This is a genomic window from Methylobacterium fujisawaense (genome assembly GCF_014138435.1).
In the GTDB taxonomy this organism is placed as follows: domain Bacteria; phylum Pseudomonadota; class Alphaproteobacteria; order Rhizobiales; family Beijerinckiaceae; genus Methylobacterium; species Methylobacterium fujisawaense.
Window position 1 is genome coordinate 104,483 of sequence record NZ_JACJIM010000002.1, and the last position, 25,255, is coordinate 129,737.

A 25,255-nucleotide genomic window follows, 5' to 3' on the forward strand; every position below is an offset into this window, starting at 1 on the left:
CCGTTGAACCCCCGGTATCGCATAGTCGTCTCCGAGTAGAGCAAGTCTACAACGCCTTGATTAAGTTGATCCCGTCGCGGCAGCATATCGGCTCAATCATGTTCGACCGCCTCTTGCGCTTGGCTGAAGCAGTAGGCGCGTCCCGAGTGCTCTGCGGTAAGAATGGCCAGAGCGTCATCCGTCTCGCCGATCTCGACGGCATCATGGCTCGCATTGAAGATGAGATCGGGCCTGATCTGCCGGCACCTCAGCAAGACGGTCGGTTGTTCGGCCTGCGTCTACGTAGCGGCATCCAAGCGGCCTGGCGAACCTGTGAGATTACGAAAGCGTCGGGCAACGACGCGCCAGAGGTGTGCGAGATCGAGGGCGGGCCCGGTCACCTGACCTCTTGCATGCGTAAGCTGGGATGCCGTTCCTGTGCGATCATCAATCTGCCACAAGCGGTGAGGGTCCAGTGTATTATGCTCCCCGGTCCGTTCGGGGAGCATTGCGTCAGGTCGAGTCACCCGGTCCGCATCGTGTTTAGCTGATTCAGGCCGGAACACCCGAAACGGACCAGACGCATCGCTGGCCCGTGCTGATCAACATCGACAACATGCCCGAGATGCCGTCCTCCGCTACCGCGCGCTACAGCGCGAATGTCGTGCAGGCATACGTTCATCGTCATCGGCCAGGAGTTGGGGACTCCGAACAGTTCTCACGCGCAGAACGTCATGGTCGATGTCGCCGCCCGCATGAAGCTCAAGCGGTCCAGCTGCTACCCCTCTTGGCTGCTGACCGGCTCCGTCGAGAATATCTACACTCGTCGTGCGTCAGTACCGGGTGTAACGGCCGCCCAAAATGCCGGGCGGCCAGGAAAAACATATGAGGGACTTATGGTGCGTAACCAAACTCTTCATAATAATAACGATAATGATCTACAATTCTATCCGCGGTCTCGGCAGAGAGATAGTTTTTCCAGTCCCCGACAACGCCGTTTCTGAGAGGGCTGTTGGGATCCGCATGGCCGCGATCACGCCCGCTTGTCATAACCTTAAAATCGTTCTTTGTTGTGATGTACCTTGCTAGCGCATCGTCTAGAACGAGGCCAAATTTTTGAAGTGCCCGTCGCAATTCTCCGGGCGCATCGTCTATGAGATCTTCGTAACGGACCACCTCACAATCGCTGCTCTTTTTCCAGGCGATCGCATCGTAGGCTAAGTAGATTGACGAAGACCATTTATGGATGTTGTTGAACTTCAGCATATCTTGCGCTGGCAGGTTGTCGAGATCGGGTCGATGGCTGCCTCGCATCATAGAAAACTTGTGAAAATATTCGGATACGACTTGGTCTCGCAGGTCTCTGCAAGCATGAAGCGTTACAAAATTTAGTCGCCGCAAATCGCTAACCACATTCAGGTGGTATGTCAGATGACCATGATAGCTTTCCGCATAGCCAACGTTTGGGAGCTCCCGTGCGTCAACGCCACTCAGATTTGCTGTGCCCATGTCGACGACACGGCAGCCGGGAAGATTGCCAAGAAGCCTATATACCCAAGTGGTGCCAGATTTTCCTGGGCCATTTCCTGCAAATCGCAGTCGTGAGCACTGCAAAAACAACTTTTCAATGCAATCAAGGCTGGATCGTAAGCTCGGCAAATCCACGTCGTCGACTATAAATCCGATTTCGGCAATCTTTGTGCTAAAGCGCTTATCAAATATGCAAAATACGTACTTGCCTTTATCAAGATCTTCGGAAACGCTCAAGCACTCGGTAAAATTAGTTTCGGAGAATGTCGGCTCATTGTACGCGGGGGCGATGGGCTTTCTTGACGCGTTTTCATCGATCGTCTCAATGGTGAAATGCAGGTTTTGCTGTAGATGCCTGCGCACTATTATAAACTCTGGGCGCCGCCCCAGAACCTGCCAGTCATATGGATAGATCAAGCTTACGGACAAGGCGAGCACCGTTGTAGTATTAAGACGCGTTACAGATCTCGCTCGCGCAAGGCGAGCGGCGGACGGGGATCATCAGCTGTCGTTGGCGCCTGAAACAGCCACCATCCTACCATTTACCGACTTATCTCTAATGCTGTAAGGCCAAATTCGCGCGTTGATCACGGCCGCGTGATCAAGTTGCGCTCTTGCCACGTTCCTGCTGGCGCGGCGCACGAAAAAACCGCCGCGGCCGGAGCCGGGCGGTTCGAGGTGACTGCTTTGGGGGTTGGTGAAAGGTAGACGGTGGCGGGGCCGATCGTAATCCGCCTCAGATCGATGGCCCCCGGTCGAGCTGGGGCGCAGCTTCCCGACCAGCCAGCGCAGATCGAACTGTGTCAGAGTCAGCACCAGTATCAGTGCGAGGCTCAGCGCGATCCCTCACTTGATGCCGAGAAGAATGCGCGTCTTCGGTGGCACGCCCTCATCGAAGTGGTTGGGCGTGCTCATCATCGGCATAAAGCCGACGCCCGTCAGAGTGATGAAGCAGCAGTTGGCCGCGGTGTCGACGATGAAGTTTTGGAACCCGCCGAACCGCCAAAGCCCGCCGAAGAACCCCGTCCCCACCGGCCCGATTGCCGGAAGGAAGACGCGCAGAACCCCGCGGTTCGATGGATCCGCTCCCCCCCCCCTGCCGGTGATCGCACGCATGGCGTTTGGCCGGCAGGTCCCCGTAGTGATCGCCGCTGCGAAGAGAATGAAAAGCCGGACGCTTTCGCTGAGGTCGTCCGGCGACTCCGCGTGAGCGAGGAGACCGAAGCCGATCGTCAGCAGGCCGGATGTGAGCACGAGCCTCCAGGCGGCGCGGTCATTGGCCTGCCGGGCTTTGCTGATCGAGGCCGCCCCCGCTTCGCTGGGGGCGGCCGGTGGCGGGCCGCCCCGCGCATCGGGCGAGCGGACTTCGGCGTCGTCAGCCACTGCTGCAGCCTCTTAAGCGCTCTCATTACGGCGGCCCTAGAAGGCTCGAAACCTTGCCGCCGACGGATCAGGCGATGCATTCGATCCTGCTCTTCCGTTCGGCGTTGAGGGGTTCCAGGGTGGCGACGTGGGGCGCGAGCTGACCGAGCTTCGCGGCAAAGCGCTCCATCGAAGCCGTGCGGTCGGCCTGCGTCTGCGAGATGACGTTGCGCGCGCCCGTGCTGCTGTTCCGCGCTGTTATCGCCTCGCGGTTTCGGCGATGCGCCGCTCCGAGATGGTCGGTGCCGCTCGTCCCAGCCGGCCGGAGAGGGTTCCGAGGGTGATCCCGAGGTTCGGCGTTCCGCACGGGTCCGCGGGGTGATCGACCTATCCGCCCTCGTGCACCAGGAGGAGCGCGAGCGCCCGCTGGAAGTTGGCGGCGGCCATGTAGTCCTCACTGGACCAAGGATCGTGAAGCGGCAGCGCCGGCGGGCTGAAGTGCATGAAGCGCCACAAGGGGCGCATCGATTTCTGGTGTGTGGCTGGCGGGAAGCTCCTCGCCCAGGGCTGCCCGATCAAGACGGGCCGCATCCCGAGTTCCTCGCCGAGCTACCAAATCGCGGCGTCGGGCCTGTTGTGATCGACGAGCGCTCGAAGTTGCCATGGACAGCGACGCACTTCTCGCAGGCGTTCCGCAAGATCGCCCGGGCGGCCGGCCCGACGATCTGTGCAGCATGGACAGCCGCGCCGGTGCCGTATCCAACGCCTTCGAAGCGGGCGCGGACAAAGCCGACGCGATGCGGACGGCCACGCCTACGCAGATGTCGACGACGATGATCTGCAACCGCAAAGGCGTGGTCCAATCGAGCCGCGTCGCCGAGCTTCGGGCCGCGCGACGGAAGGGCCGCGAACAAGCCTGAAACAAGCCGCGGTAACAGGGGCTCGATCCGCGGTAACGCGAAGGTATCGCCCCGGCTGCTCCAAGCGCCTGAAGATGTTGGGAGAAGTGATGGCTCCCCGAGCAGGACTCGAACCTGCGACAAGGCGATTAACAGTCGCCTGCTCTACCAACTGAGCTATCGGGGATCACGAGGGGGTCTCTACACACCGCGATCGCGGGACGCAAGGGCCTCGACGCATGATCCGCGGTCATTCCACGGCACGGCGCTCTGCGTCACAGGGCGCGGCCTGCACCGATGGCAGTCGAGCGCCCGCTATGTGGCTTTTTGGCAACATATGCGCCGGGTCCCGCCGCTGGCTTGGCCCGCTCGCTCCGGCCGTCGCCGCCAGGGTCATGCGAATGTCGCGACGCGATCCTACGGGAGCGCCAGCCCGGACGACCCGGTGCGTGTCCGTTGCCATCATGCTGACCCATCACTGCCTGAACCCCCAAGACCCCTATGCGGAGCGCGAGGTGCGCGTCGCCTTCGAGTGGGCCGCCGACCGTCCCCGACTGATCGCGGTCCTGGACGAGCACGAGGCCGATATTCTGCCCGATCTCGTCGACGTGCAGCGCGATGACCTCCGCCGGGAGATCGTCGCCGCGCTCCGGATGCAGGAGCAATCCCGCCGTCAGCCGGTCCGCAGTCCGGCCCCCGTCGCGCGGGATCGCTGACGGGTCTCGCGGCGGGCGCGCAGCCCGCCACCGGCACGCGGGCGTCCATAGGCCCGAAGCGGTCCAATACGCGGCTCCAGCGCTCGCGAGATCCAGCATTCGCAGTCGTCCGGTCCGGAAGCACGCGGTATGCGCGCGATCATTCTGAGTGCGTGCTGCAGGATCTGGCTATTCGTTGATAGATCTCGGCCTCGATCGCCATATCAGATAATAGATTTTGCCGGCTATATTTACCTGTTCAAAAGGAAGTGTTCGTGTATATCTGCGCCTCTTCGTAACCCTCGCTGAAGCGGCGCGGCTCCTATGCGAATTTCACTCGGCCTCAAGCTCTCGGCAGTGATCGGATTGCTGGCCCTCGTGGCGATCGGCATCGCGGCCTTCGCCGTCCGGCAGTCGAACTGGGAGCAGGAGCGCGCCGCCGCGACGGACAGGATCTGGAATGCCGGGCTGCAGGCCGGTGCCCTGGGTCAGGCGATCGAGCACGCGGTGGTGCAGGCCACGGCCCTCTACACGGCGGAAGACACCGCGGAGGCACGGACACGCCTGTCGGCACTCCACGACGCCCTTGCGACGGTGGAGCAGGTGCGCGGACCCTTCCTCGCGGCGATGGAAGATCAGCTTCCCGAGGATCGGCGCCGGCGCTTCGATCTCTTCGTGAAGGAATTCATCGCCTACCAGACCGACACGGCCGAGCTGGGGCTGACGGTGTCGCCCAAGGCGGCCCTGATCCAGGCGACCGACGAGGCGACCGTGAAGAATCGGGAGCGCATGGTGGCCGAGATCGGCGCCCTTGGACGGGAGGTGCTGAGCCGCCTGAATGCCCGACGCGCCGGGGACGCCGTCGACCGGCGGCAGGCGCGGATCACCCTCGTGGTCGTGCCGGCGGTGGCGCTCGTGCTGGGGCTGCTCGCGGCGGTCTGGATCATCGTCACCCAGGTGCGGCGCCCCCTGCACCGTCTCAAGGATGGCATGACGGCGCTCGCCGCCAACGACCTCGGCCTTGTCATCCCGTTCACGCATCGGCGCGACGAGATCGGCGAGATGGCAGCCGCCATCGCGGCGTTCCAGACCGCTCTGATCGAGAAGCGCGGCTTGGACGCGGAGGCGCAGATGCGCCGTGACCGTGACCGGATCCGGGCGGAAGCCTTGGCGACGGCGACCCATGCCTTCGAGGCCGAGACGCATCGCGCGGTCGCCGATCTCGCCGGATCGGCCGAGGCGATGCAGGCGGCGGCCGACACGCTCACCGGCAATGCCGGCGCGATGGCGTCCGAGGCCGCCATCGTGGCGGGTGCCTCCAGCCAGAGTGCCGGTTTGGTCGACAACATCGCCAGCGCTGCCGAGGAACTCTCGGTCTCGGCCCGGGAGATCGAGGCCCGGGTGCGGCACACGAGCGAGATCGCTTCCTCCGCCCTCTCCGACACGCAGGGCCTGAAGGAGACGGTGATGAGCCTGTCGCAAGCGGCCGAGGAGATCGGCACGGTGGTCACGTTGATCCGCGAGGTGGCCGGGCAGACCAATCTGCTGGCGCTCAATGCGACGATCGAGGCCGCCCGGGCCGGTGTCGCCGGGCGCGGCTTCGCGGTGGTCGCCGCCGAGGTGAAGGCCCTGGCCGGCCAGACGGCGCTCGCCACCGACCGCATCACCGGGCAGGTCGGGGCGATCCAGGGGGCCGCAGGACGCACGGTCGGCGCGATCGGCACGATCGGCGAGACGATCGCCCGCATGAGCCTGATCGCCTCCGAAGTTGCGACGGCCACCGATCAGCAGGGCCAGGCCAGCCAGGAAATCGCGCGGGCGATCTCCAGCGCGGCCGCGGACGCCCGGAGGGTCTCGGAGAGCGTTGCCGGTGTTCAGGCCGCCGCCGCGTCCAACGAGGCGCAGGCCGGACAGGTGCGCGGTGGCGCCGTGCGGGTCACGTCCGGGGCGCACAGCCTGCAGAAGGCCATCGAGACCTTCACGACGCAGGTCCACAGCGCATGAGCGCGCGGCGACGCTCACGCCGGAGCATCACGGCGGGATCAGCCAGGAGAGGAAGAAGAAGGATGGAGGCCTCGCCCGGAATCGAACCGGGGTGCAAGGATTTGCAGTCCTCTGCGTAACCACTCCGCCACGAGGCCTTCCTGAACGGCGTTGCCATCCGGTCCGGAGCTTGGCGGACAGCTCCGGGTGCGCGTCTCTAGCAGAGGTCGGCCGTCGCAGGCAACGGTCCTGAGCCGCCGACGTGGCGGTTCCTGTCAGCTCTGCCAGACCCGGGGCATCGCGACGCCGCGATACTGCGCCACGAACCGGGCGATGAGGCCGCGCAACGGGCCGACGGCCTCCCCGAGGGCGCGGATCGCCAAGTGACCGTTCCAGGCACTCGCGGCTGCCTCTGTTCCGGGTGCGGCGGCCTCGGCCAGGAGGGCGCGGGCCTCCTCGAGGCGCGCCTCCGCGCCGGGGGCGATGTCGAGGACGGTCGCGCAGGCGCGCGCTCCCCCGCCCACCGCCGGACGGGCGAGGAGATCGCTGATCGGGCCGTCCAGCAGAAGATCGTCGGCGTAAGCGAGCCGGCCGCCGCGGCGAATGCGCCAGGAATCCGCGAACAGCCCGTCCGTGATCCGCTCGCCCCTGGCCGCTCGGCCGAAGGCGACCACCTCCACGGCGATCAGCGCTGCACCTTCGGCGAGATCGGCCGTGAATCGGCGGCGCACCCGGGCGCGGTCGAACAGGATGGTCTCCTGCGGCAGCCAGGCGAGGTGCGCGCCGGCCTCGAGAGCCAGGGTGTTGGCGATATGGCTTACGGGGCCGTCCGATCGGTAGATCTTCTCGGCTGCGGTGGTGGTCAGGACCAGTTCGGCGCCCGGATCGAGAGCGAGGTCGATGGCGAAGGTGTCGCCGCAGGCCACGCCGCCTGCGGTGTTGACCAGGACCGTTTCCAGCGCGCCCGTTCCCCGTGGAAATCGGAGCCGCGACGGGCCGGATTCGGCGAGATCGAGGATGCGCGTCGCTCCGCCCGGGTGGGTCGGGCCCACCCGCAGCCGGACGCGCCCGTCCGAGCGCTGGCGTGCCGGTGGGGCGCCGGTCGCCGCGGGGGGGCATGACGACGTGGGGAGGCGGTGGTCCATCAGCCGCGCCCGGCCGGCTCGATGGGGGCGGCCTCGACCGGCAGGGTGGGCCGGTCGAGAATGCGACGGCCGAACAGGCTCGCCACGAGCTCGACCAGCACCCGGGCGCTGCGCCCGCGCTCGTCGAGGAAGGGATTGAGCTCGACCACGTCGAGGGACTGCACCAGACCGGAATCGTGAAGCATCTCCATGATGAGATGCGCCTCCCGGAAGGTGGCGCCTCCCGGGACCGTGGTGCCGACGCCGGGCGCGATCGACGGGTCGAGGAAGTCGATGTCGAGGCTGACATGGAGATGCGCGCCCTGGCCCGCGACCCGGTCGAGCACCCGCCGGAGCGGCGCGACCACGCCGAATTCGTCGATCGTCCGCATGTCGGTGATGCCGACCCGCCGCGTCGTCACCAGCGCACGTTCGCCGGCATCGATCGATCGCAGCCCGAACAGGTGGACGTTGGCGGGGGACAATGGCTGCGGGACCGGCTCGGCGAACAGGCGTGGAAAGCCCGGCTCGCCGCACAGGGCGGCGAGCGGCATGCCGTGCACGTTCCCGGAGGGCGAGGTCGCCGGCGTGTTGAAGTCGGCATGGGCGTCGAGCCAGAGCACGAAGACGGATCGGCCATGCCGCGCACAGTGCCGCAACACGCCGTCGACGGAGCCCAGGGACAGGCTGTGATCGCCCCCGGCCGTCAACGGAAGCGACCCGGCATCGAGGGCGCCCTCGACGACCCGGGACAGGGCCCGCGTCCAGGCAGCGACGCCATCGAGCCCGCGCATCCCAGCGGGCCCCTCCGGGGCGACGTCGCCGCGATCCGTGACGCTATGGCCGAGTTCGCCGAGCGCGCGGACGAGCCCGGCCGTGCGCAGGGCCGCAGGTCCCATGAGGGCGCCGGGCTCGCTGGTTCCGACTTCGATCGGCGCGCCGATCAGCGCAATGCTGCGCGCCGCGTGGAGGCTGACTTCGCTGCTCATCCCGTCTCCATCGCCGTCACCATCGCCTTCACCATCGCCGTCTCGGCGCACCCGCGCTCCGCAGAGCCTCGGCCATCGGGTTCATAACCGGCCGCCGATGGCGGTTGCGAGACCGCATCCCGGGCTGGAAACGGATCCTGCGCGCGATGGACGCCCTGGCACACGCCCAACGATCAGGTCTCAGGGATCGACGTGTACCCGGCCGCCCTCGAAGACAAGTTCAGACGAGCAGGACAGCGAGGATCGCGGCCGAGAGGACGTAGGCGATCCACAGCAGCGCTGGACGTCGGGCCGTCAGAAACACGCGCAGGATCATGAACACCAACACCTGCCCGATCAGCAGCACGCAGACCTGTGCCTCGAAACGACCTGCCGCACGCCACCAGGATCGGTCCTCCGGCACCGCCCGCCCTTCCACCAAGAGGGTGCCGGCCGCGGCCAGCGCCAGCGTGAGCAAAGCGGCGACCGCGATGTGTCGCGGGACGCGGAAGCGCGGCCGCGCCGCCTGCCGCCGGTGCCAAGACGCGATCTCGACGGCATAGAAGCCGACGACGGGCGTCGCGAAGGCCGCGCCCACGATCGCGATCTTCGTCGGCAGCGGCATGGACGCCAATGCCCGACAGCGCGCGACACGGCTGACCCAGACGAGATGCGCGACGATCACACCCCCAAGCAGGACGATCGCGATCCAGAGGAGTCGCAGGACGCCGGCGAGGGCGTCGCTATTGATGAACATACCGTGCCTCCGCCGACGCGGCAGATGCGACCGAACTTACCGCCGCCAAGGGTCGCGCGGCAGCACCCGACTTGTCCAACCTCCGGATATCGGCTGCATCGTCGGCGGATGCTGCATCACAGCCCGAGATGGCGGGCTCACGAGCGGCCGAAGGCCCGCGCGGCGGGCCAGATCGCGGCGCGGTCTCGGGGATCCAGATCGCGCGTCCGGCCGCGCAGGGCGGTCGACTGTTGCCTTTCGACAGTCGCAAACCGTTCGTTCGCCTGCCCCCAGCGGCGGCCCAACCGTCGCGCATCGGATCACCGCCGGCCCGTGCGCATCCACGCCTTGGGTTCGGAGCCCGACCGGCACCGGGTCACCGTCAGATGGCCGAGTGATTACGAGGACGGTCCGTGGACATGACCGTGATGATCCGAGATTCCGGGAGCAGGAGAGCCAGCACGCGCGCCGGCCGGGTCCGCAATGCTGCAGACCCTCCGCCATGGCCGCAGGGCGGGTGACTATCGAAAACCGAAGGGGGCCCGTCCACAACTTGAATTCTTGGCAGAGCACGTTCTTTCAGGTTGTATAGTGCCAGTGCTCGATATCCGCGCGCTGCATCGATGTTTACGAGATTTTTATAAGAGTCGGGCCATTGGACTGGTTGGATCGCCGTCATTCAATAGTTCAGGGTCATCATGAAAACGCTTTCGCGGCTGAGCACGCGCCTTCCCGCGACGACCGTCGGCCTCGCGCTTCTGAGCGCCACCGCCATGGGTGGATTCAGCTGGTACTCGGCGCGGTCGGGCTTGATCACCGCGGCGCACGAGCGCCTCGAACTCGCCGCGGCGGCGCGGCGGGACGCGATCGAGCTGGTGGCGGACCGGATGCAGGCGGACTTCCAGGCGGTGGCGACCCATCCGCAGATCGTCTCGAATTTCACGGACCTGATCGAGAATCTCGACCCGGCGAAGCCCGACACCGCGAGCGTCATCGAGGCGTTCCAAGCGCCTCAGACGGCTGAGGCGCGGATCGCCCTCGACGGCAGCGGCATGACGTCGATGTATGCCCGGCGCCACGTCAAGGTCCAGGAAGTGGCCCACAAGCTCGTGGCCCAGCCCGGCTACGCCGACCTGATGTTCGTCGATAACAACGGCCGGATCGTCTACACCACGACCAAGGGCGCCGATTTCGCCAAATCGGTCTCGGAGGATGGCTTGGCGGGCTCGGCGCTCGCGCGGCTCGTCGAGCGTCTCAAGTCCGCCGATCCGGGCGCGGTTCTCTTCGAGGATTTCGCCGCCTACCCGGTGGATGGGACCCCGGCTGCCTTCATCGGCCGTGTCATGACCAAGCGGGCGAACGTCGCCATGGGCACGGCGCAGGCGGCCGAGCGGACCGGCTACATCGTTATGCGGGTCACGCCGACCCTGTTCGATCAAACGCTGTCCAAGCGGACCGGTCTCGGCGAGACCGGGCAGATCCTGGCGGTCGGGACAGACGGCCTGTTGCGCAGCAATCCACCGCTGAACCCAGCTCTGCATGCGGGTGCAGGCCTCGCCGGAATCGGCCTGGCCGCCGACCGGGTCAAGGTCGGCGGTCCGGTCGATTTCACGGCCGAGAACGGCGCACACATGGCGGCCGCCTCGCCGGTGACGGTCCTCGGCGCGCCCTGGACCGTGCTGGCTGAGCAGACCCAGGCGGAGGCGATCAATGCCGTGCAGGCCCTGTCTCGGACGCTGATCCTGACCGGTCTCATCGTCCTGGCCGTCACCGCGGTGCTCGGCCTGCTGCTCGCGCGCTCGATCGTGTCGCCGCTGGGAGCCCTGACCCGCGCGCTGAAGGCCCTCGCCGACCGCCAGGCCCTGACCGACGTTCCCGGCAGCAAGAGGCGGGACGAGATCGGCGACATCGCCCGCGCGGTCGTCACCATCCGCGACATGTCGCTTGAGGATGCCGCCCAGCAGCTTCAGACGACCGAGGCCGCGCGTCTGCGCGAGGAGCAGAGCCGCCGCGCCATGCTGAAAGATCTCGCCGACGGCTTCGAACGCTCGGTCGGGGCCATCGTCGAGGGCCTGACGGGGGCCGTCACGGAGCTTCAGGGAGCCTCGGGTACCATGCGGAGTGCGGTCGCGGGCACGTCCGAACGCTCGACCAGCGTCGCCAGTGCCGCCCAGCAGACCTCCGAGAACGTCAACACCGTTGCGGCCGCGGCCGAGGAACTCGGCGCCACCGTGCAGGAGATCGGCCGCCAGGTCGAGCAGGCGGCCGGGATGTCGGCGACGGCCGTCGGTGAGGCGCGTCGGGCCGAGCAGACCATGACGGAGCTGGCCGCCGCAGCGACGCGGATCGGCGACGTCGTCGGGATGGTCTCGACGATTGCCGGTCAGACCAATCTGCTGGCCCTGAACGCCACGATCGAGGCGGCCCGGGCCGGCGAGGCCGGGCGCGGCTTCGCGGTGGTCGCCTCCGAGGTCAAGGAACTCGCCGCCCAGACCAGCCGGGCCACCGAGGAGATCAGCCGGCAGGTCGCGGCGATCCAGACCGTCACCGGCGATGCGGCCGGTGCGATCCAGGGAGTCACGGCTCAGATCGAGGCGATGAACCACGTGTCGACCAGCATCGCGGCTGCGGTGGATCAGCAGGGCGTCACCACGCAGGACATCGTCCGCAGCATGGGCCAGGCGTCCGCCGGCACCGGCACGATGACCGTCGAGATCGCCGAGGTCGCCCGGGTCGCGGGCGATGCGGGTCAGGCCGCGGCTTCGGTTGCTCAGGCGTCCGATGCCCTGGCGACGCGCTCGGAGCAGCTCCGCGCCGAGGTGGCGCAGTTCCTGCGCAACGTGCGGGCCGCGTAGACCGGACGAGACCCGAGGCGGCCTCAGGCCGCCTCGGCCGGACGCGGCACGGGCTTCTGCGCCGCGCGCCCCGCGAAGGCCTGTGCGGCCAGGGGCAGTTCGATCGCGGCGCAGAGCCCGCCCCCGGGGCGATTTTCCAGCTGCAGGCGCCCGTTATGGGCCTCGACGATCGCCTGCACGATCGACAGGCCGAGTCCGAAGCCGCTGGCCTCGTTGAGATTGCGGGCCCGGTCGCCGCGCACGAAGGGCTGGAGCATGGCCTCCCGCTCCGCCTCGGGAATCCCGGGGCCCGAATCCAGGATGCAGACCCGGACACCGCGCTCGGACGCTTCCATCTGGACTTCGGCGCGGCCGCCGTACTTCACGGCGTTGTCCACGAGGTTGGTCACCGCCCGCTGGAGTTCCTCGGGCCTTCCTTGGACCAGGACGTGCCGGCTGCGGCTGACGCTGACCGGGGATCCGAAATCCGAGAAGTCGTCGCAGACCGTCTGGACCACCGATGCGAGGTCCACGAGGCTGTGGCTGTTCGCATCCCGGATCTGGCCGTCGCGCACGAAGGAGAGCGCCGCCTCGACGAGGCCGTTCATCTGGTCGAGGTCGCGCAGGGTGGAGGCGCGGGCGTGCTCGTCCTCGATGAACTCGGCGCGCAGGCGGAGCCGGGTGATCGGCGTGCGCAGGTCATGGCTGATCGCCGCCAGCATCTGCGTCCGGTCGTCGATCAGGCGGCGCACCCGCGACCGCATCCGATCCAGCGCCCGGGATACGGCGAGCACCTCGCGCGGGCCCGCCTCCGGCAGCGCCACGTGGTCGTCGCGGGCGCCGAACGCCTCGGCGGCACCGGCGAGCCGCTTCAGCGGCGCCGTGAGGGCGCGGGTGGCCCAGACGCAGAGCAGCGCCAGGGTCAGCGCCAGGAAGACGACGGTGAAGATCAGCGCACCCTGGCGGGGCCCACGGAGGGGATCGTTCGGCAGCGTCGCCTGGAGCCGCGCGCCCGCCGGCGTGACGATGCCGATATGCAGCCGCGCGTCCGACCGCTCCCCGTCCGGATCGGCCGCGGAGAGGTCGGTGATCGTCACCGGCCGGCCGGCGCCGTTGCGCAGCCGCCGGATCACCGGCAGGTCGGGCGGCGACGTCGCCCCCGGCAATACGGTGCCGTCCCAGGGCTCGACATGGATCAGCGGCAGGCTGCGACCGCTCGCGAGCAGGGCCGGCCGCGCCGCCGGATCGGCGGCGTCCAGCAGTCTCACCAGCACTCCGAGGCGGCTCGCGGCCACACCCGGCAGCGTGTCGGGGTTCTGCGATTCGTGCAGAATCAGGAATGCCGCGGTGGCGACCACATGGGCGACCGCGATGCCGGCGACCACGAGCAGCGCGATCTGGCCCGCGATGGTCTTCGGACGCAGCCGCGCGCGAAGACGGCGCAGACCGCTCATGACCGCGTGACCTCCGGCGTGAACAGATAACCGCCCGACCGGATCGTGCGGATGAATTCCGGATTGCGGGTGTCGCGCTCGATCTTCTGACGGATCCGGGAGATCAGCACGTCGATGCTGCGTTCGAACGGGCCGGCGGAGCGGCCCTGCGTGAGGTCGAGGAGCTGGTCCCGCGACAGAACCCGCCCGGGCCTGAGGCAGAGGGCGTGCAGGAGATCGAACTCCGCCCCGGTGATCGAGATGCGGGCGCCCTCGGGGGACAGAACCTGGCGCAGGGACACGTCGAGCGTCCAGCCCGAGAAATGCAGCCGCCGCCGCTCGTCCGCGTCGGGGGCCTCGGCCGCGACCCGCCGCAGGATCGCGCGGATGCGAGCGAGCAGCTCCCGCGGGTTGAACGGCTTGGCGAGGTAATCGTCGGCGCCGAGCTCCAGGCCGAGGATCCGGTCCACCTCCTCGGATTTCGCCGTCAGGATCAGGATCGGGATCTGCGACGTGCCGCGCAGGCGCTTGCACAGGCTCAGTCCGTCCTCGCCGGGAAGCATCAGGTCGAGGACGATCAGGTCGATCCGCGCTTCCGCAAGGACCCGGTCCATCTCGGCCCCGTCACCCGCCAGCGTGACCCGGCAATCGTTGCCGCGCAGGTAGCGCGCGATCAGGGCCGAGATCTCTCGATCGTCCTCGACCACGAGGATGTGGGGTGTTGCGGGTGCGTTCATCGCGAAGGAATCGGTCAGCGGTTCGGCCTGCATCATCAGGCTATTATGGCCCGATCCGCCGATTATTCGAAGGTGGGCGACGGAACCAATTTGTAAGCGCGTGTTTCCCGCACGGGCCTCAACTGAGTTGCCACATGGCGTCAAACCATACGGGGGTAACGATGACCGGATCCGAGGATCGGAAGGACCTGATCGCGCCGCAGCCGCCGGAACTCGCCTCGCCCTGGCGGACCGAGGCCCGGGCGGCGCTTCAGGCCGAGGCCCGCGCCTTCGCGCGCGACACGGTGCTGCCGATGGCCGACACGCTCGACCGGCAGAAGGCCGAGATGCCGCGTACGCTCATCGACGCCATGGCCGCGAAGGGCTGGTTCGGCATCACGATCCCCGCAGAGCACGGCGGCCTGGGCCTCGGCGTGTTCGAGTACTGCCTCGTCTCGGAGGAACTGGCGCGGGCGTGGCTCTCCGTGGGCAGCATCCTGGCGCGCGGCCAGGGCCTGGGCACCCAGACCCTCGACGCGGAGCGCCGGGCGGAGCTGCTTCGCCGTTCGGCCCGGGGACAATGGATCGGCTCGATCTCCCTGTCGGAGCCCAATGCCGGCTCCGACCTCGCCGGCGTGCAGACCCGGGCGGTGCGGGACGGCGACCTCTGGCGGCTCACCGGCACCAAGCGCTGGGCCGGCTTCGCAAAGGGCGCCGATTTCATCGAGGTCCTCGCGCGCACCCGCGACCCGGAGCCCGGGGAATCGCGCTCCGCCGGCCTGGAGCCCTTTCTGGTGCTCAAGGAACGCGACAGCTTCCCGCCCGGCGTGACCGGGAGGGTGATCGACAAGATCGGCTACCACGGCTTCCAGACCTTCGAACTGACCCTCGAGGACGTGTGCGTGCCCGAGAGCGACCGGCTCACCGGACTCTACGGCGACCAGGGAGCGGACGCGGATTCCGGCGGCTTCGCCGCGGTGCAGCGCGGCCTCAACATCGCCCGGGTCCACACGGCGGCCCGGGCCGTCGGCGTCGCCCGGGCGGCGGTCGAGGATTGCCAGAGCTATCTTCAGGAGCGGGTCCAGTTCGGCCACCCGATCGGCGATTTCCAGGCGCTGCGCTTCGCCCTTGCCGACATGGCGGCCGAGGTCGCGCAGGCGCGGGCCTTCTGGCATCAGGTCGCCCACCTCCTCGACCAGGGCGAGGCCGCCGAGAGCGAATCGGCGATGGTGAAGCTCCTGGCCACCGAGATGGCGGTGCGGGTCACCAACCAGGCGATGCAGCTGCATGGCGGCAACGGCTACACCACCGAGCGTCGGGTCGAGCGCTACTGGCGCGACGCGCGGCTGACCACGATCTTCGAGGGCACGAGCGAGATCCAGCGCCGGATCATCAGCGACCGGATGCTGCCCCGGCCGGCGGCCTGATCGCTCGTGCGGCGAATCGTCGAGCGGGACTCCCCGCCCGGCGTACTCCGGCTACCTCAGGACTCTGTACTGCCCGGCGGACCGGGTGCCGCCAGCCGGAAGCCCTGTGTCGAAGCCCATCAGCGATTACGCCCTCATCGGTGACACCCATTCCTGCGCGCTGATCGCCCGCGACGGATCGATCGACTGGCTGTGCTGGCCACGTCACGATTCGCCGGCCCTGTTCGTGAAGCTCCTCGACGACGACACGGGTGGCTCGTGCAGCGTCGCATTCGACGGGCCGACCGAGGCCGCGCGCCGCTACCTGCCCGACACCAACATCCTGGAGACCACCTTCACGACGGCGACCGGCCGGGCGCGCCTCGTCGACCTGATGCCGGTCAACCCGCCGAGCCCGGAGCCCGACGAGGGCCCGGACGGCGAGAGCGAGAGCCGGCTGATCCGGCTGCTCACCTGCGAGCAGGGCCGGGTGACGGGCGCGTTCCGGGTGCGGCCGACCTTCGATTATGCGCGACGCCCCTGCACGCCCCTGATGGCGGGCGGATCCGTCCTGTTCGAGGCCGGAGACTGGCGTCTGCGCGTCAACGCGCAGCCCTGTCCCACCCTCGACGGGGATGCCGCCGAAGTGCGGTTCAGCCTGTCGGCGGGAGAGACCGCCTATCTGGTCCTGACCCATGGCGAGGATCAGGACGAGGCCTGCATCGAGGATTACGCCGGCGCCCGACGCCGTCTGGAGACCACCGCCGATTACTGGCGTCGCTGGTGCGCCCGCAGCACCTATCGCGGCGCCTACCGGGAGGCGGTGATGCGGTCCGCCCTGTGCCTGAAGCTGCTGACCTACTCGCCCTCGGGCGGGATCGTGGCAGCGGCCACCGCCGGTCTGCCCGAGGCGGTGCCGGGCAACCGCAACTACGACTACCGGTTCACCTGGATGCGGGACGCCGCCTTCACGGTCACCGCCTTCGTGATGCTGGGCTACGTCCGCGAGGCGTCCGAATTCCTGCGCTTCCTGCGCGAGCGCGACGGCACCTACGGGCGGGAGACCCGGCTGATGTACGGCATCGCCGACGGCATGCCGCCGGAGGAGGAGCTGAGCCATCTCGCGGGCTGGAACGGCGTGCGGCCGGTGGTGATCGGCAACGTCGCCGAGGCTCAGGATCAGCACGACATCTACGGCGAGCTGCTCCGGGCGCTGTGCATCTTCCTTGAGGCGGTGGACTACGACCCGCCCGAGAAGGTCAACGACCGCCTGCCGGAGGTGCTGCACAACCTCACCGCCCGCGCCATCCGTCACCGCCACGATGCGGATCACGGCATCTGGGAGCTGCGCACCGGGCCGCGACAGCAGGTCCACACCAAGGCGATGATCTGGGTGGCCCTGAGGGACGCCGCCCGGATCGCCCGCAACATCGCGGGCGTGGCCGCGGAGACGATTGCCGAATGGGAGCGAATCGCTGCCGAGATCCGGGCGGAGTATCTCGAACAGGGCTGGAACGCGGAGAAGCAGGCCTATGTCGGCGCCTACGGCTCGCATCATCTCGATGCCGCGGTGTTGCGCGCGGCCCTGTTCGGCGCCCTCGATCCGACGGAGCCGCGCATGCGGGCGACCCTCGCGGCGGTCGAGCGGGAACTCGGTGTCGGCGACCTGATCTATCGCTACCGCATGGAGGACGGCCTGGAGGGGGACGAGGGCACCTTCACGGCCTGCGCCTTCTGGCGGGTCGGCTGTCTCGCTCTCGGCGGACGGGCGGCCGAGGCCAAGGCCGCTTTCGAGCGGCTGATCGCCCGGGCCAACGATGTCGGGCTGCTCGCGGAGGAGATCGATCCGGCCACAGGTGCGCAGCGCGGGAACATGCCGCAGGGCTTCTCCCACATGGCCCTGATCAACGCGGCGCTGCGGCTTGAGAGCAGCATCGCGCGCTTCGGCGCCGACGATGGTGCGGATGCCATGGCCTCGGCGGCGGAATAGGGATCCGGATCTGCGATGGCACCTACCCGTTGGGCCGGGGCTTCCTCTCAACTTCCGCGTATGGGCGCGGATCGCGCTGGTGCCCCGCCGGCCTAACGCCGCCGCGGACACGCCTCGCAATGTAGCCTCTCCCTGCCCTCGGGAGAGACGTGATGTCACGCGAAGGCATTCGGCGGTGGATCGCGGCGGTTCGCCACGCGATGGACAGCGGCCGCGTCGGCCGGCAGAGCAGCCCTAGCCAGAACCACAGCCGCATCAGCAGGTCTCCAATGGCGCCCCTGATCGGGCGCCTCCGGGCCCAGCGCACGGTCCCCTCGAACTTCGGGACATCTGGGCCGTTCCTGTGCCGCAGCACGCAGCACGCAGCACGGACACTTGTATGACCAGCACCACCATGGCCTTCGCCGGCGTCCTGAGCATCGTTCTGGCCGGCCCTGCCGTTGCCCAGGTGGTCACAGGAGGCGCCGGGAACACCGGTGTCGCCCCACCCGCGACGGTCGGCGGCGTCCCCCCCGGCACCCGGGATCTGGGCCCCAGCCCGATCACACGGGGGAACGAAGCCAATCCCAGCAACTCCTCGGTGCCGGGCACGACGCCAGATGTGAACATCGGCGGCACGCCCACCAGCGGGCCGCCCGGTACCGGGGGGACATCCGGCGGCCCATCGCTCGGTCGATAGCGGTGGGTGTTATTCCCGCTGCTGACCAGCAGATCTGTGAGGTGAAGGTGGGCGAGGCGTGGACGCCGGTCAGCCTCGCGGAGGCACGCGGATTGTACACGATGACCCCGAAGCGATGCCCGGCCTGCCATGGCCAAGTGATCGTTGCCGGGAGCTACACCGGTACCGGTCGTTTGAAGCTACAGCACCGCCGCGCGCATACCGGCTGCCCCCTGAGGCCTCAGGGCTATGTTGGGACGCCGTCACCGCACCCCCAGGCGCTGACCTGACGGCCAAGCCTCGGCCGCTCGCGCCTGTCACGGCATAAACCGGCCTTCCGGGACAAAGGCGAACCGGGACCACCCAGGCTCGGCGCTGCAATTCGGCCGGTCCTCGGCATGTCGAAAAGAGACGTCTCGCTTTCCGAGATGGCCGGGCCGATGTCCGCGCTCGTGAGCCTGTGGGCTGACGCATGGCCAATCGCGCCGGCTGGCTTGGCTCCGGGGTCATGGTACCGGGTCGGCGATGCCGTAAATGGGTACGGCCTCTCTCGGACAGGGACCACCACATGATCCGTCGTCTGTCTATCGCGCTCGCGGCGTCCAGCCTTCTCGCCGTGCCAGCCCTCGGACTCGATACCTCCAAGTCTCCGTCCGGCGTCTTCAAGAGCCTGGAGATCGGCGCTCAGCGTCTGAACGGTACGCAATCTCTTGCCGTCGACCCGATCGATAATCCGACCGGAATCAATCAATCTTCATCCTACGGAGAGGCATATTCGGCCTTCGAGAACAAAATGGAAATGATGCACCTTTGGAACTGTTACGCCACCAAAGGAGGGACGCATACGCATCCGCCCGATAGCTACTTCGTGAGCAAGGTGTGTGGCACTTTCGCGATGAAGCAGCGCGTCGGCTCCGGTCCGGCCTATGCCTTCAATACCATCCTCGGTATTGACCCCGGCGTTGGCGCACATGACAGCATTGGCCTGGAGGTCGACGTCAACAACCACAATATGGATTATGGAGTGCGCGGGCCGGGTGGCGAGAGCGGTGCAGTCGGTGCGGGGATCTACGTCTCGGGCAATGGTTCGAAAGCGCTCGGCTCGGGCCTGCTGATCAACTTGGCGCAGGGTCAGTTCAAGCTTCGCCGCGGCATCAGCATATATAACGGCACCGTAGCGACGAACACCTACGAAGACCTGACGAACTCCGGTGGATCCGGCATTTATCTCGGTGGCACAAAGATTTTTGGCATCGATATGGGCGCGATGATCGCGCGATCCGCTGCGCTGCATTTTGCCAGCGCTCACTCCATCGCATGGCGCAACAATGCCAACACAGCCGATCTTAACCTGATCGGAAAAGACACCTCGGATCAGTTGATGCTCGGATATGGCAAGACGACCCGGATACAGGCTGCGGCCGATACCAACCTGCTGATGCGGGGGCCCGTGAGCCTTGCCGGTGGCTCTTCGATCACGTCGGCCAATGACGCGAACAGCGCTCTCAAGCAGCTGGAAATCGTGGCTTCAACTGTGCAAATTAGCTCGCCTTTGACGACCGCCGGGGCCGTCACCGCACCCGCATACAACACGTCGACCGCGGCCGGTGTTTCATGCGCAGCCGGAACGGTCAGCCTCTCCACGCTCGTCGTGACGAACGGCATCATCACGCACTGCTAGATCGGGCCCCTCCCCGCCCTCCTCGCCAACCTGCCGCGGTCGACATGGCGGCGGCTTCCGAATGGCTGACCGCTCGTCGTCCTGCGCCGCCAGGAAGCCCGATTGTTCGGCCCGGGACACTGCTCTCGGCGATCGCCGCGGTGCTGCACGTGATCCTGAAGAGGGTAGCCGATGGCGTCGTGCCAGAGGGCTAGGGGAACGGGGCGGGCTGATCGATGGCGGTCGCGATCCGGATCGCCGGGCAGATCCGCGTCACCAAGCCCGACCCGAAGCCCGACATCCAAATCATGCCCGAACCGGGCGTACGACGCGCTGCACGCCGCTACCCGGCCGCAGAGCCTCGGGGCTGAAGATCCGGATCCATCCCGGCGGGCCCCTGGTGGGGTGGGCATCGGCTTCTTGGTCGCCGGGTGGGCCGTGGATGAGCAGCGACCGCCGCCTGGCCGACATTCGGTCGCCAATGCCCGCGCCCGCGCCCTGGCTTCAGCTGCAGGGCCGATCGTCGTTCCTGGAAGAGAATTAGCGGGCCCCGAGGCCGAAGCCTCGGGTTCTGTTGCTAGGCGTGCCCACGCCCCGGAAGATTACGCCGCGAGGCGCATCTCCATGCCGACGTTGTCGTTGGCATTTAGAGTTTTGGTCAGGTGCTCGGAACGAGGGTTGCCCGCGCCGAACCGGTCGAGTCCTTACCGAAAGCCGCATCTTACCCTGCCGAGGCAGGGCAGAACTCGCGATCCCTTTACCGTCCAGTCGAACCTGTTTCGCCCCCAGCAGAAGCACCCTGGCAGCGCGCTGTCCGCAACGCCGGACGCTCGCCCTCACCCCCGTGCGGTATCCGGGGCAGGATGCTTCTGGTGGAGGCGCCGGGTACCGCCCCCGGGTCCTGAAACGTTATTATGAACCGGTCATCAACCTCGCGGACACCTTACGCAGAAAGCGGCGCTCAGGTCTACTGGCCCACCGCCTGCCCTGGCCGGACGGCTCTGCCCTGACGTCTCAGTCCCCTGGCTCGACCGCGAACGGCGGGTCTGACCGGAACCGCCCCGGCCGGCCGTGCGTAGACGGGCCTCTAATCCTCAGCACGACCCGCCTTGAACCGCCCGGCTCCGGCCGCGGCGGTTTTTTCGTCTCCGCATTACGGCATCTCTGCGACCTGAAACGTGCTCTGTATCGGCCACCGAAGCTTGACGCTTCCGACGATTACCTCGTCTCGTGAGATCAATCGGTACTCAGGAATTGTCTGAGGCCACACCGCAGGATCTGCCGAGATATGTAGCCCGTCAATCAAGAAAGTGTACAGCCCTTTTCCAGAAGCGTGATCGTTAAATTCGATATAGAAATCGGTATTAAGTCCTGCACGACCAATCAGTTGCTTTAGGACATCTACCGCTTTTACAATCTCTGCCGCAATATTGCTCATCCTAGCCTCCGCTAGGTTCTCATAACGCAACCTCAGGTAAGTGTCTATTGGCCGGGGCGATTAAAATGACACGTGACGGGCCGCGTTGCCCGGCCGTCACATCATTTGTCTCTATTACAACGGCAATACGGGCTTAATGTCAGATACCGTACATTCAACTTGGCCTTGAGCCCCGCCGGCACCGCCGCGCGGGGCTTTTTCGTGCTCAGACGTCCGGCCCCCAGACCTTCACTTGCGATCCGAACACGTGCTTGAAGTGCTCGCTGACCTCGCGCAGCGGCACAGCGATGACGATGGAATGATCCGCGCTGAAATGGACGACCGTCGTGTCCTTCGGGCCGGACTCGATGAGCCGAACCTGGTGCGGGTTGATCTCGGCAACGCCGGAGCCGTCAGCGAGCGTGTAGATGTTAGAGCGGATACCGATAGTTTCCTTCATCGCAGACCTCAGGTTGGCAAACGGGCGGGCCTTCTGCTCCAACCCGCGCCAGGGATCGAGGCCGCGCCGCGCGCGCCCTACGCTTAGCCGCATCAATCTCGGCGAGGTGCTCGCGGCCGGCTTCGATGATGAACCACGCTGGGACCTTGCGCCCTGGTCCGCGCACGGCCGAGACACGACGAGCCCGAGCTTCCGAAGGATCGGCATCACTGGCGGATAGGCCTCGTGCCGCAGTCCCTGCGGATAGAGCAGGCAAGAGCGGAGGGCGGCGAGCTGGCGGCCGCGGACCGGCGCGATCGGTTCGGAAGGCATCGGTGGGGAGCACTCAGCGTCGAGTTGCCTACCGGCTCGCCCTGCTTATTATGTGCTTACCCGGGAGCCCCGTCACTAATCGCCGGAGGGGCTAAATCTTGGTGGGCGCACTAGGGTTCGAACCTAGGACCCGCTGATTAAGAGTCAGCTGCTCTACCAACTGAGCTATGCGCCCGATCGCGTCTGCGACCGCCCGGTGGCCACCAAGTCCGTCCGGGGTGACGGGCTGATACCAACGCGGCCGGGGGGTGTCCACCCCCCGCCGCAGCTTTTTCTCATTCCGCCGCCGCATGCTGTGCATGCACGCGCACCGAATGGGCCGAGAGCTTGTTCAGCGCCGAGAGATACGCCTTCGCGGACGCGACCAGCGTGTCGGGATCGGCACCGCGGGCCGTGACGCTGCGCTCGCCGTCCCGCAGGCGCACCGAGACCTCGGCCTGGGCATCCGTGCCGCCGGTCACGGCATGGACCTGATAGAGTTCCAGCTGCGCCTGATGCGGGACCAGCGCCGAGATCGCGTTGAACACCGCATCCACCGGCCCGTTGCCGTCCGCCTCCTCGATCCGCGTGCCGGCCTCGTCGGCGATGCGCAAGGTCGCGCGCTGCGGCCCGCGGGTGCCGGCGATCACCGACAGGGAGACCAGCCGGATGCGGTCGTGGGCCGTGGCGAGGTTCTCGTCGACCAGCGCCTCGATATCCTCGTCGTAGACGTTCTTCTTGCGGTCGGCCAAAGCCTTGAACCGGTCGAAGGCGTCCTGGAACTGGTTGTCCGACAGGTGCAGGCCGAGATCCTCCAGCTTGGAGCGGAACGCCGCCCGGCCCGAGTGCTTGCCCATCACCAGGGAGGTCTTGGTCAGCCCCACCGAGGCCGGCGTCATGATCTCGTAGGTCTCGGCGTTCTTGAGCATGCCGTCCTGGTGGATGCCGCTCTCGTGGGCGAAGGCGTTGCGGCCGACGATCGCCTTGTTGAACTGCACCGGGAAGTTCGTGGCGTGGCTCACGAGCTTCGAGGCGCGGGTCAGCATGGTCGATTCGACCCCCGTCTCGTAGGGCAGCACGTCCGCGCGGGTGCGCAGGGCCATCACGATCTCTTCCAACGCCGCGTTGCCGGCCCGCTCCCCGATGCCGTTGATCGTGCACTCGACCTGCCGGGCGCCCCCCTCGATGCCCGCCAGGGAGTTGGCGATCGCGAGACCCAGGTCGTTGTGGCAATGGACCGAGAACACCGCCTTGTCGGCGTTCGGCACGCGCTCACGCACATTCGCGAACATGTCGCGGTACTCGGAGGGCGTGGCGTAGCCCACCGTGTCGGGGAGATTGATCGTCGTGGCGCCGGCCTTGATCGCCGCCTCGACGCAGCGGCACAGATAGTCGAGGGGCGTGCGCGTCGCGTCCATGGCCGACCATTCCACGTCCTCCACGAGGTCGCGGGCCTGGGCCACGGTCTTCAGGATGATCTCGACGACCTCGTCCTGGCTCTTGCGCATCTGGTGCGCGAGGTGGATCGGCGAGGTCGACACGAAGGTGTGGATCCGCGCCCGCTGGGCGTGGCGCACCGCCTCGCCGGCCCGGGCGATGTCGGCGGGAATCGCGCGGGCGAGCCCCGCGATGGTGGCGCGCTTGGTCCGCCGGGCGATCTCCGACACGGCCTCGAAATCGCCGTTCGACGCGATGGGAAAGCCGGCCTCGATGATGTCGACGCCCATCGTATCGAGCAGCTCGGCCACCGCGAGCTTCTCGTCGAAGGTCATGGTGGCGCCGGGGCATTGCTCGCCGTCGCGCAGCGTGGTGTCGAAGATCACGATGCGGTCGCGGGCGGAGGTGGTGTTCGTCGTGGTCATGGCATTACCCTGTCGCGGGCCGCCCGGCTCGAGATGGCGCGGCGCGGCGTGGTGCCCTCGCGGGCGGATTCGCGAATGGAAGAACTCCCCTGAAGGCCCAGGCGCGCGCCCGGACGGCCCTCAGGGGCGGGTAAGCAGAAGCGGAAGAGCAAGCCCGGCGCGGCGCGCGCGCGACCGCGGCGCCGTCATGGCGGCGCGGGCGATCTCGGGCGCTGAGCCGGCTCTGGCCAAGGCTCGTCTCTCCTGTCGGCGACCCACGCGGGATGGTCTCACGGCGCGGTGCAGCCCGTAGGTATCCCCGGAACGGCCGGAACACAAGCGAGGCGCCGCGCACCCGGTGGATCAGGAGGTGCAGGCACAGTCCGGAACCCGTACGGCCGGCGGATCCGCGAGAACCGCCGCCGCCAGATCGTCGTAGAACAGCATCTGTCCGGCGGCCCAGTCTTCGAATTCCGCCAGCACTGTCGGATCGAAAAAGGTCAGGCGGCTGTCGGCGATCCGGATCCATCCGGCCGCCTCCGCCTCGGCGAGCAGGTTGCCGACATGCGCCCGGGACACGTCCAGCCGCTCGGCGAGGCCGCGCAGGCTGAGCGGCGCGGCCGGCGGCGCCCCGGGAATCGTGGCGGCGTAGTGGGCGCCGACGAGGGCGGCGAGCAGCGGGTAGCCGCAATCCCGGCCGGCGAAATGCAGCACCCGGGGGAACGGCGCGATAAGCGTCCCGTGCCGCAGCACATGGGCCGCCGACCGGCGGACGAGTTCCCCGAGCCGGCCGGGGCCGTCGAGTCCTGCCGCGCGGCCCGGATCGCGACCCGCGACGGCGTCCATGGCGACGACGAACAGGCGCCCGGAGCGGCCGATCTCGGTCACCAGGGCCGGCGAAGCCTGCAGGCATTTCACGCGTGCATCATCCGGATCCGCCACCGCCGTGACGAACCGCCCGGCCTTCAGGGTCGACACGAAACCGGCCGTCTGCCGGTGGCTCAGTCCGACCATCGCCTGGAGCGCCGTCAGGGTCGGACGGGGGCCGCCATGGTGGCGCCACGCGTAGTCGTTGTGGATCAGCATGAACGAGACCACGTAGCGCCCGATCTGATTGAGCAGCTTGTGACTCGGCCAAACAATCTGCGACGGCTCGATCATCCCCTGGCAGTAACCGGCGACCGCCCGACGGAAATCGCGCTCGGACCGAAGTAGAGCGATACGGTCCCGAAAATGATCGTCCAACATCCGCGCCTCGCAGCAGCTGGATCCA

Annotated in this window: 20 protein-coding genes, 3 tRNA genes and 1 other RNA gene; 8 read left to right on the top strand and 16 right to left on the bottom strand. The window is 67.4% G+C overall.

Annotated features, from left to right (window positions below; translation table 11 throughout):
* Nucleotides 1-98: 98 nt before the first annotated feature.
* Nucleotides 99-530, top strand: coding sequence for a hypothetical protein (locus GGQ91_RS05415; RefSeq protein WP_182591546.1), 432 nt, complete (start codon nt 99-101; stop codon nt 528-530).
* A 343-nt stretch (nt 531-873) separates the two neighbouring features.
* On the opposite strand, the gene GGQ91_RS05420 is transcribed toward GGQ91_RS05415, so the two are convergent.
* The 3 genes from GGQ91_RS05420 to GGQ91_RS28490 form a co-directional block, all read right to left on the bottom strand.
* Nucleotides 874-1,947 carry a sulfotransferase domain-containing protein gene (locus GGQ91_RS05420; RefSeq protein ID WP_182591547.1) on the bottom strand — a complete coding sequence of 358 codons (1,074 nt, stop codon included), beginning with the start codon at nt 1,945-1,947 and terminating at the stop codon, nt 874-876.
* Nucleotides 1,948-2,355: 408 nt separating this feature from the next.
* Nucleotides 2,356-2,892, bottom strand: a complete 537-nt coding sequence (locus tag GGQ91_RS05425; RefSeq protein ID WP_182591548.1) for a hypothetical protein — start codon at nt 2,890-2,892, stop codon at nt 2,356-2,358.
* 366 nt (nt 2,893-3,258) lie between these two features.
* A complete protein-coding gene (locus GGQ91_RS28490) occupies nt 3,259-3,396 on the bottom strand; it encodes a hypothetical protein (RefSeq protein ID WP_182591549.1) in 138 nt (45 codons plus the stop codon).
* 137 nt (nt 3,397-3,533) lie between these two features.
* Between GGQ91_RS28490 and GGQ91_RS05435 the strand changes: the two genes are divergently transcribed.
* Nucleotides 3,534-3,791, top strand: a complete 258-nt coding sequence (locus tag GGQ91_RS05435; protein WP_182591550.1) for a hypothetical protein — start codon at nt 3,534-3,536, stop codon at nt 3,789-3,791.
* Between the two features lie 90 nt (nt 3,792-3,881).
* On the opposite strand, the gene GGQ91_RS05440 is transcribed toward GGQ91_RS05435, so the two are convergent.
* A tRNA-Asn gene (locus tag GGQ91_RS05440) sits at nt 3,882-3,957 on the bottom strand.
* Nucleotides 3,958-4,219: 262 nt separating this feature from the next.
* On the opposite strand from GGQ91_RS05440, the gene GGQ91_RS05445 reads away from it, so the two are divergent.
* Together GGQ91_RS05445 and GGQ91_RS05450 are read left to right on the top strand one after the other, a co-directional pair.
* Nucleotides 4,220-4,486 carry a hypothetical protein gene (locus GGQ91_RS05445; RefSeq protein WP_279898374.1) on the top strand — a complete coding sequence of 89 codons (267 nt, stop codon included), beginning with the start codon at nt 4,220-4,222 and terminating at the stop codon, nt 4,484-4,486.
* Between the two features lie 303 nt (nt 4,487-4,789).
* Nucleotides 4,790-6,469: a methyl-accepting chemotaxis protein gene (locus GGQ91_RS05450; protein ID WP_182591551.1), complete on the top strand. Its 1,680-nt coding sequence runs from the start codon at nt 4,790-4,792 to the stop codon at nt 6,467-6,469.
* 63 nt (nt 6,470-6,532) lie between these two features.
* Here the strand turns inward: GGQ91_RS05450 and GGQ91_RS05455 are convergent.
* The 4 genes from GGQ91_RS05455 to GGQ91_RS05470 all read right to left on the bottom strand — a co-directional run bounded on the left by GGQ91_RS05455 (nt 6,533) and on the right by GGQ91_RS05470 (nt 9,297).
* Nucleotides 6,533-6,606 (bottom strand) — tRNA-Cys (locus GGQ91_RS05455).
* Between the two features lie 117 nt (nt 6,607-6,723).
* Nucleotides 6,724-7,593, bottom strand: coding sequence for an urease accessory protein UreD (locus GGQ91_RS05460; RefSeq protein WP_182591552.1), 870 nt, complete (start codon nt 7,591-7,593; stop codon nt 6,724-6,726).
* Nucleotides 7,593-8,561: an arginase gene (gene rocF, locus GGQ91_RS05465; protein ID WP_043380628.1), complete on the bottom strand. Its 969-nt coding sequence runs from the start codon at nt 8,559-8,561 to the stop codon at nt 7,593-7,595. The genes GGQ91_RS05460 and rocF overlap by 1 nt, the downstream gene beginning before the upstream one ends.
* 220 nt (nt 8,562-8,781) lie before the next feature.
* Nucleotides 8,782-9,297, bottom strand: coding sequence for a hypothetical protein (locus tag GGQ91_RS05470; protein WP_043380631.1), 516 nt, complete (start codon nt 9,295-9,297; stop codon nt 8,782-8,784).
* Between the two features lie 677 nt (nt 9,298-9,974).
* Here GGQ91_RS05470 and GGQ91_RS05475 point away from each other — a divergent pair.
* Complete coding sequence (locus tag GGQ91_RS05475; protein ID WP_182591553.1) at nt 9,975-12,131, top strand: methyl-accepting chemotaxis protein; 2,157 nt, start codon at nt 9,975-9,977, stop codon at nt 12,129-12,131.
* A gap of 23 nt (nt 12,132-12,154) precedes the next feature.
* On the opposite strand, the gene GGQ91_RS05480 is transcribed toward GGQ91_RS05475, so the two are convergent.
* Nucleotides 12,155-13,564 carry an ATP-binding protein gene (locus GGQ91_RS05480; RefSeq protein WP_043380636.1) on the bottom strand — a complete coding sequence of 470 codons (1,410 nt, stop codon included), beginning with the start codon at nt 13,562-13,564 and terminating at the stop codon, nt 12,155-12,157.
* Complete coding sequence (locus GGQ91_RS05485; protein ID WP_170861821.1) at nt 13,561-14,316, bottom strand: response regulator; 756 nt, start codon at nt 14,314-14,316, stop codon at nt 13,561-13,563. Before GGQ91_RS05485 ends, GGQ91_RS05480 begins: the two co-directional genes overlap by 4 nt.
* Nucleotides 14,317-14,441: 125 nt before the next feature.
* On the opposite strand from GGQ91_RS05485, the gene GGQ91_RS05490 reads away from it, so the two are divergent.
* The 3 genes from GGQ91_RS05490 to GGQ91_RS05500 all read left to right on the top strand — a co-directional run bounded on the left by GGQ91_RS05490 (nt 14,442) and on the right by GGQ91_RS05500 (nt 19,994).
* Entirely contained in the window at nt 14,442-15,686 is a 1,245-nt protein-coding gene (locus GGQ91_RS05490; protein WP_182591554.1) for an acyl-CoA dehydrogenase family protein, read from the top strand.
* A 106-nt stretch (nt 15,687-15,792) separates the two neighbouring features.
* Nucleotides 15,793-17,655 (top strand): glycoside hydrolase family 15 protein, encoded by a 1,863-nt coding sequence (locus tag GGQ91_RS05495; RefSeq protein ID WP_182591555.1) that lies wholly within the window; start codon nt 15,793-15,795, stop codon nt 17,653-17,655.
* Nucleotides 17,656-18,881: 1,226 nt separating this feature from the next.
* Nucleotides 18,882-19,994 (top strand): hypothetical protein, encoded by a 1,113-nt coding sequence (locus GGQ91_RS05500; RefSeq protein WP_182591556.1) that lies wholly within the window; start codon nt 18,882-18,884, stop codon nt 19,992-19,994.
* A 728-nt stretch (nt 19,995-20,722) separates the two neighbouring features.
* Here GGQ91_RS05500 and ssrA read toward each other — a convergent pair.
* The 6 genes from ssrA to GGQ91_RS05530 form a co-directional block, all read right to left on the bottom strand.
* Nucleotides 20,723-20,895: a transfer-messenger RNA gene (gene ssrA / locus GGQ91_RS28650) on the bottom strand.
* A gap of 231 nt (nt 20,896-21,126) precedes the next feature.
* The gene (locus GGQ91_RS05510) at nt 21,127-21,411 is read right to left on the bottom strand and encodes a hypothetical protein (RefSeq protein ID WP_182591557.1); all 285 of its coding nucleotides are present in this window, start codon (nt 21,409-21,411) and stop codon (nt 21,127-21,129) included.
* A 205-nt stretch (nt 21,412-21,616) separates the two neighbouring features.
* Nucleotides 21,617-22,162, bottom strand: coding sequence for a hypothetical protein (locus GGQ91_RS05515; RefSeq protein ID WP_182591558.1), 546 nt, complete (start codon nt 22,160-22,162; stop codon nt 21,617-21,619).
* A gap of 99 nt (nt 22,163-22,261) precedes the next feature.
* Nucleotides 22,262-22,337, bottom strand: a tRNA-Lys gene (locus GGQ91_RS05520).
* 100 nt (nt 22,338-22,437) lie between these two features.
* Nucleotides 22,438-24,003, bottom strand: coding sequence for a 2-isopropylmalate synthase (locus tag GGQ91_RS05525; protein WP_043380649.1), 1,566 nt, complete (start codon nt 24,001-24,003; stop codon nt 22,438-22,440).
* Between the two features lie 342 nt (nt 24,004-24,345).
* Nucleotides 24,346-25,143, bottom strand: coding sequence for a hypothetical protein (locus GGQ91_RS05530; protein WP_246410586.1), 798 nt, complete (start codon nt 25,141-25,143; stop codon nt 24,346-24,348).
* Between the last annotated feature and the right edge of the window lie 112 nt (nt 25,144-25,255).